Origin of the sequence: Alicyclobacillus sp. ALC3 (genome assembly GCF_028751195.1) — a bacterium.
Classification (GTDB): domain Bacteria; phylum Bacillota; class Bacilli; order Alicyclobacillales; family Alicyclobacillaceae; genus Alicyclobacillus_L.
The window spans coordinates 4313773-4327695 of record NZ_CP066784.1; the positions used below are offsets into that span (position 1 = coordinate 4313773).

Consider the following 13923-nt stretch of genomic DNA (forward strand, 5'->3'; position numbering starts at 1 on the left):
CTAAAGCTCTGGTGGATCCTAACCAATGACCGTCATCCAGATATATAGCCCTGACAAAGTGACGAACAACACCGGTACAGTCAAAACAATTCCAGTCTTGAAATACTGTCCCCAGGTGATCTGAATCCCTTTCTTACCGAGTACATGCAACCACAACAAGGTTGCCAAAGACCCAATCGGCGTAATTTTCGGTCCCAAATCGCTGCCAATTACGTTCGCGTATACCAGCGCCTGGTGCATGACTCCCACGGTTTGTGTTGAATGTATCGCCAAGGCATCAATCATGACTGTAGGCATGTTGTTCATGACGCTGGACAATAGGGCCGCAAGGTAGCCCATCGCCAGAGTCCCGACATAAAGTCCACCGGTCGTGGAGGACTGGATCACGTGACCCAAAATCATGGTAAGGCCTACATTACGGAGTCCATACACCACAACATACATGCCAATCGAAAACACCACGATGGCCCAGGGCGCTTCCCGAATGACTTGCCAAGGTCGAATCACCTTTGTCCGGGCACCAACGACCAGAAATACGATGGCGATGACCCCTGCGACGACAGAGACAGGAATGTGTAAGAGTTGGGTAACAATGTATCCCACCAAAAGAACGGTGAGAATGACCCATGAGGCTCGAAACATTCCCTCGTGAACAATGGCTTCACATGGTCGACTTAAGTAGGTAGGGTCATAGGACTTCGGAATCTCTTTGCCAAAGAACAAGTACAACATGAGAACACTCGCAAGGAAGGCGAATAAGTCGGGTACCACCATGTGGGCCGCGTAGTTCAGGAACCCAATATGGAAGTAATCGGCCGAAACGATGTTGACCAGATTGCTGACCACAAGCGGCAGAGAAGTCGTATCGGCAATAAATCCGCTAGCCATAATAAACGGGATCATTCGTTTCATATCAAACCGCAACACGCGAACTTTCTCGAGTACGATGGGGGTTAAAATCAAAGCGGCTCCATCGTTCGCAAAAAACGCGGTTACCAGGGATCCTAAAACCGTGACGTAGAAAAATACCTTACGCCCATCTCCTTTTGCCGCATGAGCCATTTTTAGCGCTGCCCATTCAAAGAAGCCAACTTTGTCCAGAATCGTAGAGATAATAATGATGGCGACGAACGCGAGTGTCGCATCCCAGACGATTCGCGTTACTTCCACCACATCTTTCAAGGTCACGACCCGGAGTACAAAAGCAAGTATGGCACCCCCAAGTGCACTCCATCCTATCGACAATCCCTTGGGCTGCCAAATGACCAAAACCAATGTCAGCAGGAAAATCCCAAATGCCAGGTAAACCATACCGTCGCTCCTAACCGGTTCCTATAAGGTGCACTGCACCCGTAATCCTTGCGATTTTAAGAGTTCAATCTCTTCCTCTACATCTGGCAAGGTGTCTACAATATTCTGCAGTAAAGCGAACTTCGTGTTGTCCAGGGAGTAGTAAACCCATTGTGCTGTTTTGCGTTCCTTGACCAGCCCAGCTTGTTTCAATTTGCGTAGGTGCTGCGAGACGCTGGGTTGTGACATATCCAAAATCGCAACCAATTCACATACACAAAGTTCTTCATGCACTAAGAGGGCTAGCATGTGCAGTCGGGTTTTATCTGCAAGGGCTTTGTAGACTTCTGATAATTCTTCAAACGCATCGATCATGTGCTGTTTTCACCTCCGGAGCATTTTTATACAGAACATCCGTCCGTGTGCCTTTGTGTTCGTAAGGCGCATCTTCCCACGTAAAAAATGCATCTCTTGCACAACATAGTGCTCCTATGGCCGAGAGGAAAAAAACTGTTTTGCAGTCAGTCGTCTTGCATCTGTTTGAGGAGCGCCACGACTTTACTTTTTTCCTGCTTCGAAAGCTGGGCGAGTCGCGAATAATTTCGTTTGGCTACATGCAACCCCGCCGTTGGTCAATCCAGAGTCAATCACAATCGCAATTTTTCCACTCATCGTACAGCCTTCTGCGATGTTTCAAAAATTTCATTCGCGAATCGTTTTAACAACTCCGCGCCAATGATTTCGTCGTCTCGCAGGGTCGCAACAGCAATAGTTCGGCTGGTGTTACGATCTTTCAATCGGTCAATGTGCCCCATTTGTAATTCCAGACGCTTACCAAATAAGCGACTGGTCGCAGCGTCTTCAGGAAGTACCTGATTCACTACAATGCCTTGCGTGTAAATGTGAGTTCGTTCCAAGTCCGCAATCGCACGTTCCATTTCCGCAATCGGCGTCGATTCCGGCAACGTGACGAACAACATCCCCGTTTCTTCTTTATCCTGTAACGTACGGATCGCTGTATTCATCCGAGCCAATTGGGCATCGTCCAAAGCCGCAGTTTCCGTCGTAAAGGCATCCTTATGCTCTAGCTCTTCTTCGTAATCCCAAGTCAACTGCAGAAGGCGGACGGTGTGGCCCGTCGGGGCGGTATCAAACACGGTCACATCGAACTCGTCGCTTAATACGTAGTCAAGAAACTCCTGAAAGACAGCCACTTCTTCTGTGCAGGGGGAATTCAGTTCTTCACTGACGCGTTCGACCGTCTCAGTGTCTTGAAACTGATGTTCCAGCGAATTCAGCACTTGATTTCGGTAGGCGTTAAACGCCATCTTTGGGTCAATTCGCACCAGCCATAGATTCGAGCCGGAAATTTGACGTGGGACTGACGTGACCGTTTCACCGAACACGTTCCCGATGTGCGCCGCTGGATCGGTCGTAACAAGCAATGTCTTGAAGCCTTGATCCGCTGCAAACAACGCCGTTGTAGACGCGAGCGTCGTTTTTCCTACGCCCCCTTTTCCAGCCAGGAAAATTCTCCGGCGCTTATCGCCCCGAGGCAGCAGGAGGTCGGCAGGTAGCTTATCATAGTTGAATGGCATGTTGTAAATCCCTCCCGACTTGCTCCAGCATCGCGATCCCTTTGACCTCATCTGAATAGAGAGGCATGTACCCAATCGAACCCGCAAAGCGAGACCTCAGGTCTTGAATAAACGGTTCTTGCTTCTGCCACCTGCGACTAGAATAGGGGTGAGTACGTTCGTCTTCCGGAATGACCCCGTTCACAATTGCGACCTGATTTGGAATCTCCAGTTTCTGTAGTTCATTGGCCGAACGCAGCATCTCATCCATCGGCAGTCGGGCGGGCTGTGTGACAAACACAAACGTGGTTGTGTCCGGGTCTTGCAGGGCGCGCACCGCGTTGTCATATTGTTCTTTAGAAGCCGCCAGCGCATCCACACTGCCGATACAGGTTTGCCCGCTTCCTTGCGCACTTTCCTCAATGTGTAAACTCCAACTGCTCGGCAATTCCAACAATCGAAGCGTGTGACCCGTGGGTGCCGTATCAAACACCACCCATTCATAGTCAGGCTGATGCATACAAGCTATGAACTGGTCAAAGGTTGCGATTTCCTCCGTACAAGGCCCACTCATCTTTTCTTCCGCAGCCTGCAGGAACTCTTCAGGAAATAACTCTCGAAGAGGAGCCAAGGCCCGGTCTTTATAGGTCTGTAGGGCTTGATTCGGGTTAATCTCCTGAATGAACAAATACGGAACCCCTTGAACCGCTCGGACTTCGAGACCCACTTCTTGCCCAAACACGTCCCCTAAGTTCGAAGCCGGATCCGTGGTGACCAACAACGTCCTCGCACCACGCTTAGCTAACATGACGGCTGTGGCGGAAGAAAGGGAAGTCTTTCCGACACCGCCTTTCCCGGAAAAGAAAAGATACTTGGTCATGATTAAGACTCCCTTGCTGCAAACAATTCGTCCATGTGCGGATAGCGGCCCATGGTTCGAATCTCCCCATCCACGGTTACAATCGGCAATACTTTCATGCCTTGCTTCAACATGGTTTCATATACGTGCTTGTTCGAAGTGAACGCCGCCGAATCCCGGCTCAGCATGTGACGGGCCACGGTGTGGCCGTCCGCCTTGAGCTTCTCCACCATCTCACCTACGCGAATCAATTCCGGGTCTGGAGAGGTGCCACACACCCCGGTAGAGCAACACATTTCAGGATCAAAAAAGTCGATTTTCATTCCCGATTCCTCCTCTTTCAAATATCCTTAATTAAGAGCAACAGCTTCCCGAGCCACACCCGCATGACGAACCTTCCGTCACCACGTTCAATTCCGTTTTCCTGGAACGGAACATGTCCTCCGCAAATTCATCCACCTTCATGGTGGCAGTGAGCTTAACCTGGCGAACCAGAGCAAGGACCTCTTGCAAGTCTCCATCACTTGCTCCCAACTCCCTCGCATTGGGTACGTGATACTCCAAACAGGAAGTACATCCCACAGCCACAGCGGTCGCCACCTGAATCAGTTCCTTTGTGCGTTCATTCACTCCGCACACCATCCTTGAAACGTTATATAAAAATATACTTATATACTATGTGAGACGAATTACCTTTGCAAGACCTGTTTATAAATCAATCTCCTTGCGTTTTACCTCGACGACCTGAAAACGTCCAAGGTATACGTTGAGCAAACATTGCGCCAGTTGGAGGATCATGAAGCCACCGTTATTACCTATTTTACATATAGGGGTCCCGCCAGCAAAAATAACGTAAAACTCACGCTAAGACAATTTTTGGTTGGAGCACGTGCTTATTTCGTACGCTGAGAAAATGGGGTACTGATACATTGATTGTTAAGAATGGAGGACTAAAGTTCGCTTCACTGACGGTTGAGATGTGTCAAAACTGTCATGCTATGCGGGTTGATCTGAGACTGGCGGAACACTCGAATGAAGCTGGTTTGTTACATCCACTTATCTACATAGGGCAGGGGGTAATCTACGTACTCCAGCACCGTAGCTAATCCACTCCGCATGTGCTGCAAATTGTGGCAGTGAAAAAACCAGTTTCCTGAATTGTTCGCTAAAAAATCAATGGTACAGCGTTCCCTCGGTCGTAGGTTAACCACATCCTTCACCAAGGGTCGTGACAGTGCCCTTCCATTGAAGCTGGTGATCTCGAACGAATGTCCATGCAGATGCATCGGATGTTCCATCATGCTCATGTTTTGCATTTCGATACGTACCCGGTCTCCTTTTTTCACACGAAGAGGCGTTGTATTCGGATAGGAGGCTCCGTTTATGGTCCAGTTTGACCCCATCATCATTCCTCCACCAAGCGTCAGTTGAAAGTGTTGAGCCGCTCTAGGCAAAGAACCCATTCCGCCGGAGAAATTGGAATAGGACCAAGAAGGTGCTGACGAAGGAACTGCATTCACTGAACCATTCGTTGAAAAGGGCATTTGGACGGATTCTTGGCCGTTAATTTTCGACCGGAGAAACCATTTTCCCGACTTTGGCGGTGTGACCACGATGTCATATCGTTCGGCCGGAGCAATATACAAGTCGCTTACGGGAACGGGGTTGTCGAGCGGATTCCCGTCCGTGTGGGTGATTAGAAAATTTCCAGTATCCAGCGTAAGCCAATAGGACTCGGAAGCGCTGGCATTGATGAGTCTAAGACGCAATTTTTCTCCGGGTTGAACTGTCATGGGTTGTAATGAACTCGGGACTGCTCCATTGATCAGGTAAATCAATCCTTGACTGGAGGACATCATACTTCCGCTACCCATCATCATCTGACCCATTCCACCGCTCGTTTGCATACCATAATCGAGTCCCGGATTCGACTGGTATCCCCAGGTGGAGAACATTAGGGTGACTTCACGAGTTGCGGGGTAAGGCTCTCGACCATTCGCCGGGTCAATGATCAGGGCACCGAACAAACCGTTTGGAATCTGGTCCATTTCGAATACGTGAGAATGATACCACCGAGTTCCGGATGGCCCGGCGATAAACTCGTATGTGAAGGATTGTCCAGGTTCGATGGGGTCCTGTGAGACACCAGGTACACCGTCCATCGGAGATGGGACATTCACGCCATGCCAATGCAATGTGGTCGGCTGGTCAAGGTGGTTGTTTACGGTAATCCGAACCTTGTCGCCTTCACGAACACGAATCGTGGGACCAGGAAACTGATCATTGATGAGGTATCCGTTGAACTGACGGCTGTCCCCTAACGAAACATTTCCTCTTGCTATATTGAACACAAAAGTCTTGACCGAACCGTTCCACGAGACGGTGGGTATTTGCGACAGTACCAGAGGAGCCGCTACGCCAGGTAGAAATGGTCGAATGAATGGATAACTTCCGATGCCAATCAGTGTGAGGCCGCCGAGGGCCATCAGAAATTCACGGCGAGTAATCAGTTTATCATCCACGTTCTACACCTCTTGTCGATTATTATGCCATAGGATGAGCTAAACTATGGACAGATGATTGGAGGTGTCAAATCTGAATGATGAGTGGCATGGGAATGATGGGGTCCGGATTCATAGGAAGTTATTGGATTTTGTCGGTTTTGGTCATCATTGCCGGATTCCTTCTTGTCGTTTGGGCGGTTGTTCGTGTTGTGAGGAGAGTGAATCTCCGGAGTGATGACGGAGTATCTCAGGATCCTGCGATCCGTATTCTCAAAGAGCGATATGCCCATGGAGAAATTGACCGGGAGGAATATTTGCAACGCATGCAAGACTTGCGGGACTAGGAGCAGGTAGGTTCGTGTTTACATTACGACGTTTGTTGTTATAATGATTATATGAGTATATGTTCATAAAGGTGGTTTATATTGTGGCGACAAATTTGCAAAAGGATTGTTGTGATGAGCCATCCGTGCATGCCGATGCTGTTGCAGATTGCTTGCCGAAACAACTTAGCGAATCGGCTGTGCAAAGTCTGGCTGAGTCATTTAAGGCACTGGCAGACCCAACACGAATTCGTATGCTGCATAACCTGACTCGGCGTGAACTCTGTGTCTGTGATTTGGCAGCAGTCCTGGGTATGACGCAATCTGCTGTATCGCACCAATTGAGGTATTTACGCACCTTGCGAATTGTGAAGAGTCGAAGGGACGGCAATACAGTGTATTACACGTGTGACGATGCTCACATTGTCGGATTACTACAAATGGGAATCGACCATATTGCGCACGTGGCCAGTGATGAGGAGAGTGTGTATGAGCAACCAAAATCATAATCAGGACGACGGACATGGCCACGACCACGGAGATGCGTTTCATAGCCATGCACCCGCCGGAAAAATGAAAATAGCGTTTTTCCTAACGTTGGTGATTTTGATCGTCGAGGTGGTTGGTGGTCTTCTGTCACACAGTCTGGCCCTGTTGGCAGACGCTGGGCACGTGCTCACAGATATCGCAGCCATTGCGCTTTCCTGGTTCGCTATAAAACAGGCTGAAAAACCCTCGAACCACAAGATGACATATGGCTATCACAGGGCGGGGATTTTGGCGGCGTTCATCAATGGTATCACCCTGATTCTCATCACCATCTGGATTTTGTGGGAAGCGTATGGTCGGTTTCAGCGTCCTGAACAAGTCACCCCGACATGGATGTTCGTCAGTGCAGGCATCGGTTTGCTGATGAATCTGAATCTTGGTCTTGGTATGCGCAAGGAAGAAGACATCAACGTGAAGAGTGCCGTTCTCCACATGCTAGGGGACGCAGCCGCCTCAGCAGGAGTCATTCTAGGTGGGGTCATCATCATGACCACAGGGTGGTATGTAGTCGACCCAATCTTGAGTGTTCTCATCGCTTTGCTCATTGCATCCGGAGCATGGCGCATCGTGAAGCAAACGGTCGGAGTTCTGATGGAAGGAACCCCCAAGGAAATCGACTTGTCGAAGGTGATTCACGAAATTAAAGCTGTGTCGGGCGTGCGAGAAGTGCATGATGTTCACGTGTGGAGTATCACAAGTGGCAAAAACGCATTGTCCTGTCACGTCGTGTTAGATGGAGATATATCCATTCGGGACAGTCAACAAATCTTAGAAGACTTGGAGCATCGTATGGTTCAGTTCGGGATTGGGCATGTCACAGTACAGACGGAAGACGCACAGCATCCACATGATGATTCAGAACTGTGTGCCACGATGGAAATGGCACATTATCACTAAGGAGGATCGAGAATGTCAGACTTTTTTAGAGAGTTGTTTGGCGGAGGACACCACGGTGGACATCATGAGGAACACTATCGTGAGCACCACGGTCACCATGAGGACCATCATCATGATGGTCACCGGATTGAGCCGTACCGTGAAGGAGCACCGAACTCTCAACACCCTGTAACGGTCACAAAATGCCCAGAGTGTGGTTGGGTAAACGACGTATCCAGCAACTTCTGTTCCCAGTGTGGAACAAACTTGAAGCCCAAGTTTGTCCATTGTGCGAATTGCAGCACTGCCGTACCGGCCAATGCGTCATTTTGCCCTGCTTGTGGTCAGAAACTCTAACATCTTGACACTTAAATGCCCCCGTCCAATTTGACGGGGGTTCGAGCTATATGTGTGCACGCATGCACAGGATACTAACTCGCCTGGCCGTAAAGGCATACATTCTCGTTGCCAAGCACCTCTACTACGCCCATTCCGCTTTAACTTCAAAAAGTTCCGCCCACAAAATGACGTAAAGTCACCACAAACAAAATGGGTATTTCCCAGAATTAAGGAACAAATGGCAGTGGTTTAGTCCTTTTGTTCAAAGAAGGTCCGCAAAATGTTACCGCCACAACTTTGACCACTTTCGAAGAGCGATGACACCCCAAATTGCTTCGACCACTCCAAATGGCCATGTCCCCGCTAACCAGCCATATGTAGCTGACCCGAAACAGGCCAGTGCAAATGCAAATGTGAACCAGCGAGAACGTGATTCTAATGCATAAAAGACCATCATCAAAGTGACGATGGTCGCTCCAAACACTGTAAGCATGTAAAATTCCTCCATAATGTCGGACCGATTTCACTTGGTGACTGATATGCTGGCGTGATTCCAAAGCATAGAAAAGCATCATGAATGTCACAATAGTTACCCCAAACGGTAACGATTTAACGTCCGTTCTCGATGTGCATTTTATAATCCGTTATCCTGAAAGCTCTTATTCTCTCAGATGCCTCAAGCGAGATTGATATTCCTCTTCATCAATTTCGCCCCTGGCGTATCGCTCCTGCAAAATTCGAACCGCTGTTTTTTCCGAATTACCGGAGTGATCGGTGGGAATGTGGCGAAACACTCGAATCCAACCCATGACAAAAATGCAATCCCAAGCGCAAATAACAGAATCGGGATGATCATCCACAGGAAGCCGAAGGCCATGGGAAACATCATCACGTTAAGTCGCCCTTTCTTTTATGAGAAGTCAATTTAATCACGGAACCAAATGGAGCATATGCCCCTTCGTTATCCGACTTACCGATCCGTGACCATTTCCCGCATACGGCAACCTTTCATCATAGGCCCATATGGACCTCTGGTACGAAACTCCGCCTCCAATTCTTGAAAGATGGTATCCACAGCGTAGATCTGGCCCTTGATATATTGTTGTTCATCTTGAAATTCCTGCTGTTCCAATTGTTTCTTCAAAATGTCCTTTCGAACCTGCAATCGACGGATGAAATCCTCAATCTTCCCTCTGCGAAATGTCTCTGGCATCGGGTTCACCTCCCAACCCAAGCATATCACCACTATGTTCGTTTGTATACAAATGAATACAAACTCGTCTTGTTGGATCGAGATCAGTCAATCATCTAGGCCCCTGGCTTCCTCAATGGCTTCGATCCCTTCTCGAACAACAAATACAAGAAGCACCAAAGCGGCTATGGAATCGGCCCACCACCAGCCGAACCACGTCGTCAATGCCACTCCGACAAGCACGGTCCAAGCCATGTATCCGCAAACGAGACTCGACGAGCTGTCCGCTATTAAAGCTGGACTGTTGAGGGTGGCGCCAATTCTTCGTTTCATCGAAGACAAAATGGGCATGAGAATGCTTGAAATGACCGCTAAACCAAGTCCAAGTACACTGGATTCGGCTCCTGTTCGAGTCCAAAGTTCATGGATTGCTGCGCCCAGAATATAGACTGCCAACAACAGCAAAGCAATTCCCACCACCCAGCCAGCGGTCTTTTCTGCATTTTCGACCCGTTCTGCTTCGGCGCCACGAGCCTCGATGGACAATCGCCAAAGTAATACTAAAGCTGCGGCAAGTTCGATAAAACTGTCCGCTCCAAGTGCTACGAGGGATAAGGAATGGGCAAGGATACCCGAACCAAGAGCGACAGTACCTTCGATGAGAACCCAAACGACGGTGGCGATCTCTACATATACTCCACGTTTCAAGAACACGGTGGTCTGACTTAACATTCGGATCGTCCTTCCTCTTCATACATTTCAAATCACTAAGGTACTTGCAGAAATGATACTCTGTGTATATGATGATTGTATAATAATCAAATGATTATTTGAATGTGAGGTGTCAAATTTGGCGAGAACGCCGACTCCAGAACCATTGGAACACGATGTCCCCGTTTGCCAAGTGGATTGCGTGAATGCCGAGATGGTTAATCGCATCAAGCCACACCTCGATCAAGTGAGCAACATTGTCTTCATGTTCAAAGCCTTGGCCGATGATACCCGAGCCAAGATTGTCTATGCGCTCAGTGAAGCGGAACTATGTGTGTGCGATGTGGCTGCTGTTATTGGGAGCAGTAAAGCCACGGCATCATACCATCTACGGCTCTTGCACCATATGGGGCTTGCCAAATACCGAAAGCATGGGAAGTTGGTTTATTACCGACTGGCAAACCCCCATATCCAAGGCTTTATCAGGGAAACATTAGACAGCATGTCATCGACGGAAAAGAGGGATACCAAGTGACTGCAATGGATGCTCTTATACGACAGAAAAAGACGGTGTTCCGCGTGGAAGGAATCACTTGACTGGATTGCGCCGCCAAGTTCGAGAAGAATGTGGCGGCTCTCCCTGGCGTGTCCAGGGCGGTTCTCAACCCCACCGCAGGCAAAATCACGATTGAAGGCGAGGTAACCATCGAACAGGTTCTTCAGGAGGCGAAGAAGGAGAACTACCGGATCGTGCCGGAAGGTGCAATACAAGCACAGCCAGGTCACAGTGAACGACATGTAGACTGGGAATTGATTCGCACGATTGCTTCCGGCGTGGCGCTTCTGGTAGCCTTTCTCGTCCAACGTCTGCATGCTCCAGAGACCCTGTTCCTGCTCCTGTACCTTGTAGCTATCGTCAGTGGTGGGTGGGGAAATGCTCGCAAGGCTTGGTACGCTCTTCCGAAGCTGGACTTCAATATGAGTGTGCTAATGACCACGCCATCATCGGGGCGATGGCCATCGGAAAGTGGGAAGAAGGCGCCACCGTCGCCTTCCTATACTCTGTCTCGGAGCTTCTGGAAGCCTGGAGCATGGAAAAGGCCCGTAAATCCATCCGGGATCTGATGGATATTGCACCGAAGGTAGCTAGAGTAAGAAGGCCCGTCGGAGAATTTGGTTTGCCTGTCGAGATGGAAATTCCCGTCGATGAAGTGGAAATTGGAGATACGCTGATTATTCGCCCCGGTGAGAAGATTGCTATGGACGGCGTCATCATAAAGGGTGAGTCGGCGATCAATGAGGCGGCCATTACCGGGGAATCCGTACCCGCCGATAAGGGACCCGGAGCGGAAGTATTCGCCGGGACGCTCAATACCAATGGCTCCTTGGAAATTGAAGTTACCAAACGTGTGGAAGATACGACCATCGCAAAAATTATTCATTTGGTGGAGGAAGCCCAAACGAAACGTGCGCCTTCCCAAGCGTTCGTGGATCGTTTTGCGGCCATCTACACCCCCATTGTATTGACGTTGGCCGTATTCATCATCTTTCTTCCGCCGCTCGTCATGGGATATCCCTGGGGGCCGTGGATTTACCGGGGACTTGCCCTGCTTGTCGTCTCTTGCCCGTGTGCGCTCGTGGTATCCACTCCGGTGGCCATTGTCAGTGCCATCAGCAGTGCGGCTCGGAACGGGGTTCTGATTAAAGGCGGAATCCACCTGGAACAAGCGGGTTCTCTAAGAGCCATTGCGTTCGATAAAACAGGAACCCTCACAAAGGGGCGTCCAGTGGTCACAGATGTCATTCCGTTTGATGGAATGACAGAAGCGAGCTTGATTCAGGTAGCCAGTAATCTGGAAATCAGGTCGGAACATCCACTTGCCAAGGCCATCGTTCAGGCAGGAGAAAAACAGTCCATTTCAATTCAAGCGGCGGCGGACGTCACGGCCCTAACGGGGCGAGGCGTTCGAGGTGTCATTGAAGGTGAGACCTATTACATTGGCAACATCGAGCTATTCGATGAACTCGGACTTCAATTAGACGCCGTGTCGCAGCGTGTGTCCTCGCTTCAAAATGAAGGCAAGACGGCCATGATCATCGGCACCGGGCACAGGCTGTTGGGGATCATTGCTGTAGCCGACGAGATTCGAGAAGTCATCCCGACCGTCATTTCACAGCTCAAAAAAGCCGGAATTGAGCGAACGATCATGTTGACCGGGGACAATGCCGCCACAGCCAGAGCGGTGACCGCGGTCGCTGGAATCGATGAGTTCCACGCTGAATTGCTCCCTCAAGACAAGGTGGAGGCAGTTCAGATGCTGCTTGACCAACATGGAAAGACAGCCATGGTTGGGGACGGAATTAACGATGCGCCGGCCTTAGCGACGGCTACGGTAGGAATCGCTATGGGTGGAGCGGGTACGGACACAGCCATGGAAACGGCCGATATTACGCTGATGGCAGATGACTTGACGAAACTCCCATTCACGATTCGGTTAAGTCGAGCCGCCTTGCGAATCATCCGACAAAACATTGGTTTCTCGCTGATTGTGAAGGTCATCGCCGTGTTGTTGGTATTTCCGGGCTGGCTGACACTGTGGCTAGCCATCCTGGCGGATATGGGGGCATCCGTCTTGGTTACCTTAAATGGTATTCGGCTTTTACGTATAAAAGCCAATAAATAACATGGAGGGGCTGTCTCATAAGAATTTCCCTGAATCCGTGACATTTGAAAATCTAAAATATCTCACCCTATCTCTATGTTACTTCATTATTCTCTAGAATTTAAGATATTTCATAATCAACTGTCACGGATTCAGGAATTTCTTGATGAGAACTTTTTCTCCCATTTCAGTAATCTACAGCACGAAGATGATCAGTCCGCCTCACTTTGATAATGGGGCGGACTCTTTTTGGGGCTACTTGACTCTCTATTCTGGTGTTTGTAAATCCGTATTCTGCTGAACTCACATTTCATAAACCACCGTTTATGATACAACCGCAAAGCGGCCTGTGTATCTTCGCTCCCTAGCACAAAAGGATGTATTATAACTTGTCTTAAAAACAAAATTTCATTACCGCATATGCCTACCGGTTATGAGACAATGATCGTGAAATCTTCACATCGGTGGTTATGATTATGTTGGTCGGATACGCTAGGGTTTCTACTCAGGATCAAAATTTAAATCTGCAACGAGATGCTCTTTCCGGTGTGGGTTGCGAGAAAATTTTCGAGGATATCGCAAGTGGAGCGAAAGCCTCACGAACGGGACTCGAAGAAGCTCTGGCATATATGCGTGAAAGCGACACACTTGTTGTTTGGAAATTGGACCGCTTAGGCAGATCCCTTAAACAGTTGATCGAAGTCATCAACCAACTCCATGAAAGAGGAATAGGATTCAAGAGCAGTCAAGAAAGCATTGATACAACAACACCAGGTGGCAAGCTCATCTTTCACGTTTTTGGTGCACTGGCTGAATTTGAGCGGGAAGTCATTCGCGAAAGAGCTTTTGCGGGGTTGCATGCCGCCCGAGCACGTGGTCGCCTGGGAGTTAGGCCGAAGTTGATGAATGATAAGAAAATTGGAATGGTTGAGGCCTTAATGGAAGACCCCAATCATTCTATACAAGACATTTGCGCAATGGTTGGCGTATCCAGAGCGACACTTTATCGCCATCTCAGATTGCGTAGGAATAAAGGGTGA

General features: G+C 49.1%; 17 protein-coding genes and 1 pseudogene. 7 read left to right on the forward strand and 11 right to left on the reverse strand.

Translation table 11 applies throughout. The features are described from left to right. Nucleotides 1-18: 18 nt before the first annotated feature. The 7 genes from JC200_RS20030 to JC200_RS20060 all read right to left on the reverse strand — a co-directional run bounded on the left by JC200_RS20030 (nucleotide 19) and on the right by JC200_RS20060 (nucleotide 6248). Nucleotides 19-1311 (reverse strand): arsenic transporter, encoded by a 1293-nt coding sequence (locus tag JC200_RS20030; protein WP_274433469.1) that lies wholly within the window; start codon nucleotides 1309-1311, stop codon nucleotides 19-21. Between the two features lie 21 nt (nucleotides 1312-1332). Then, nucleotides 1333-1665, reverse strand: a complete 333-nt coding sequence (locus JC200_RS20035) for an ArsR/SmtB family transcription factor (protein WP_274433471.1) — start codon at nucleotides 1663-1665, stop codon at nucleotides 1333-1335. 293 nt (nucleotides 1666-1958) lie between these two features. Further along, a complete protein-coding gene (locus tag JC200_RS20040) occupies nucleotides 1959-2888 on the reverse strand; it encodes an ArsA family ATPase (protein ID WP_274433473.1) in 930 nt (309 codons plus the stop codon). Continuing rightward, on the reverse strand, nucleotides 2872-3747 hold the full coding sequence (locus tag JC200_RS20045; RefSeq protein ID WP_274433475.1) for an ArsA family ATPase: 876 nt from the start codon (nucleotides 3745-3747) through the stop codon (nucleotides 2872-2874). Before JC200_RS20045 ends, JC200_RS20040 begins: the two co-directional genes overlap by 17 nt. Before the next feature lie 2 nt (nucleotides 3748-3749). After that, nucleotides 3750-4049 carry an arsenite efflux transporter metallochaperone ArsD gene (gene arsD / locus JC200_RS20050; protein WP_274433477.1) on the reverse strand — a complete coding sequence of 100 codons (300 nt, stop codon included), beginning with the start codon at nucleotides 4047-4049 and terminating at the stop codon, nucleotides 3750-3752. A 31-nt stretch (nucleotides 4050-4080) separates the two neighbouring features. Beyond that, nucleotides 4081-4356: a carboxymuconolactone decarboxylase family protein gene (locus JC200_RS20055; protein ID WP_274433478.1), complete on the reverse strand. Its 276-nt coding sequence runs from the start codon at nucleotides 4354-4356 to the stop codon at nucleotides 4081-4083. Nucleotides 4357-4772: 416 nt separating this feature from the next. After that, on the reverse strand, nucleotides 4773-6248 hold the full coding sequence (locus JC200_RS20060; RefSeq protein WP_274433480.1) for a multicopper oxidase family protein: 1476 nt from the start codon (nucleotides 6246-6248) through the stop codon (nucleotides 4773-4775). 98 nt (nucleotides 6249-6346) lie between these two features. Here JC200_RS20060 and JC200_RS20065 point away from each other — a divergent pair, with 98 nt between their 5' ends. The 4 genes from JC200_RS20065 (at nucleotide 6347) to JC200_RS24545 (ending at nucleotide 8335) form a co-directional block, all read left to right on the forward strand. Continuing rightward, complete coding sequence (locus JC200_RS20065) at nucleotides 6347-6574, forward strand: SHOCT domain-containing protein (protein WP_274436608.1); 228 nt, start codon at nucleotides 6347-6349, stop codon at nucleotides 6572-6574. Between the two features lie 83 nt (nucleotides 6575-6657). Then, nucleotides 6658-7062 carry an ArsR/SmtB family transcription factor gene (locus JC200_RS20070; RefSeq protein WP_443111844.1) on the forward strand — a complete coding sequence of 135 codons (405 nt, stop codon included), beginning with the start codon at nucleotides 6658-6660 and terminating at the stop codon, nucleotides 7060-7062. Then, nucleotides 7043-7999 (forward strand): cation diffusion facilitator family transporter, encoded by a 957-nt coding sequence (locus JC200_RS20075; RefSeq protein ID WP_274433481.1) that lies wholly within the window; start codon nucleotides 7043-7045, stop codon nucleotides 7997-7999. The genes JC200_RS20070 and JC200_RS20075 overlap by 20 nt, the downstream gene beginning before the upstream one ends. Before the next feature lie 126 nt (nucleotides 8000-8125). Then, on the forward strand, nucleotides 8126-8335 hold the full coding sequence (locus tag JC200_RS24545; protein ID WP_443111926.1) for a double zinc ribbon domain-containing protein: 210 nt from the start codon (nucleotides 8126-8128) through the stop codon (nucleotides 8333-8335). Nucleotides 8336-8600: 265 nt separating this feature from the next. Here the strand turns inward: JC200_RS24545 and JC200_RS20080 are convergent, their stop codons facing one another. The 4 genes from JC200_RS20080 to JC200_RS20090 all read right to left on the reverse strand — a co-directional run bounded on the left by JC200_RS20080 (nucleotide 8601) and on the right by JC200_RS20090 (nucleotide 10241). Next, a complete protein-coding gene (locus tag JC200_RS20080) occupies nucleotides 8601-8810 on the reverse strand; it encodes a hypothetical protein (protein WP_274433482.1) in 210 nt (69 codons plus the stop codon). Nucleotides 8811-8976: 166 nt separating this feature from the next. Continuing rightward, the gene (locus JC200_RS24550) at nucleotides 8977-9126 is read right to left on the reverse strand and encodes an SHOCT domain-containing protein (protein ID WP_443111845.1); all 150 of its coding nucleotides are present in this window, start codon (nucleotides 9124-9126) and stop codon (nucleotides 8977-8979) included. Between the two features lie 161 nt (nucleotides 9127-9287). Continuing rightward, nucleotides 9288-9530, reverse strand: a complete 243-nt coding sequence (locus tag JC200_RS20085) for a hypothetical protein (protein ID WP_274433483.1) — start codon at nucleotides 9528-9530, stop codon at nucleotides 9288-9290. 87 nt (nucleotides 9531-9617) lie between these two features. Next, nucleotides 9618-10241, reverse strand: a complete 624-nt coding sequence (locus JC200_RS20090; RefSeq protein ID WP_274433484.1) for a cation diffusion facilitator family transporter — start codon at nucleotides 10239-10241, stop codon at nucleotides 9618-9620. 193 nt (nucleotides 10242-10434) lie between these two features. Here JC200_RS20090 and JC200_RS20095 point away from each other — a divergent pair, with 193 nt between their 5' ends. From JC200_RS20095 to JC200_RS20105, 3 genes and pseudogenes are all read left to right on the forward strand, one after another. Continuing rightward, nucleotides 10435-10755 carry an ArsR/SmtB family transcription factor gene (locus JC200_RS20095; protein ID WP_274436610.1) on the forward strand — a complete coding sequence of 107 codons (321 nt, stop codon included), beginning with the start codon at nucleotides 10435-10437 and terminating at the stop codon, nucleotides 10753-10755. Nucleotides 10756-10760: 5 nt separating this feature from the next. After that, nucleotides 10761-12904 (forward strand): annotated as a pseudogene (locus JC200_RS20100) (heavy metal translocating P-type ATPase). A gap of 455 nt (nucleotides 12905-13359) precedes the next feature. Then, nucleotides 13360-13923, forward strand: coding sequence for a recombinase family protein (locus JC200_RS20105; protein ID WP_274433485.1), 564 nt, complete (start codon nucleotides 13360-13362; stop codon nucleotides 13921-13923).

Excerpts from the sequence above, each read along its gene's own strand:
- JC200_RS20030 (WP_274433469.1), bottom strand. The coding sequence starts at position 1,311 with ATGGTTTACCTGGCATTTGGGATTTTCCTGCTGACATTGGTTTTGGTC.
- JC200_RS20035 (WP_274433471.1), bottom strand. The coding sequence starts at position 1,665 with ATGATCGATGCGTTTGAAGAATTATCAGAAGTCTACAAAGCCCTTGCA.
- JC200_RS20040 (WP_274433473.1), bottom strand. The coding sequence starts at position 2,888 with ATGCCATTCAACTATGATAAGCTACCTGCCGACCTCCTGCTGCCTCGG.
- JC200_RS20045 (WP_274433475.1), bottom strand. The coding sequence starts at position 3,747 with ATGACCAAGTATCTTTTCTTTTCCGGGAAAGGCGGTGTCGGAAAGACT.
- arsD (WP_274433477.1), bottom strand. The coding sequence starts at position 4,049 with ATGAAAATCGACTTTTTTGATCCTGAAATGTGTTGCTCTACCGGGGTG.
- JC200_RS20065 (WP_274436608.1), top strand. The coding sequence starts at position 6,347 with ATGGGGTCCGGATTCATAGGAAGTTATTGGATTTTGTCGGTTTTGGTC.
- JC200_RS20075 (WP_274433481.1), top strand. The coding sequence starts at position 7,043 with ATGAGCAACCAAAATCATAATCAGGACGACGGACATGGCCACGACCAC.
- JC200_RS20080 (WP_274433482.1), bottom strand. The coding sequence starts at position 8,810 with ATGCTTACAGTGTTTGGAGCGACCATCGTCACTTTGATGATGGTCTTT.
- JC200_RS24550 (WP_443111845.1), bottom strand. The coding sequence starts at position 9,126 with ATGGGTTGGATTCGAGTGTTTCGCCACATTCCCACCGATCACTCCGGT.
- JC200_RS20085 (WP_274433483.1), bottom strand. The coding sequence starts at position 9,530 with ATGCCAGAGACATTTCGCAGAGGGAAGATTGAGGATTTCATCCGTCGA.
- JC200_RS20090 (WP_274433484.1), bottom strand. The coding sequence starts at position 10,241 with ATGTTAAGTCAGACCACCGTGTTCTTGAAACGTGGAGTATATGTAGAG.
- JC200_RS20095 (WP_274436610.1), top strand. The coding sequence starts at position 10,435 with ATGGTTAATCGCATCAAGCCACACCTCGATCAAGTGAGCAACATTGTC.
- JC200_RS20105 (WP_274433485.1), top strand. The coding sequence starts at position 13,360 with ATGTTGGTCGGATACGCTAGGGTTTCTACTCAGGATCAAAATTTAAAT.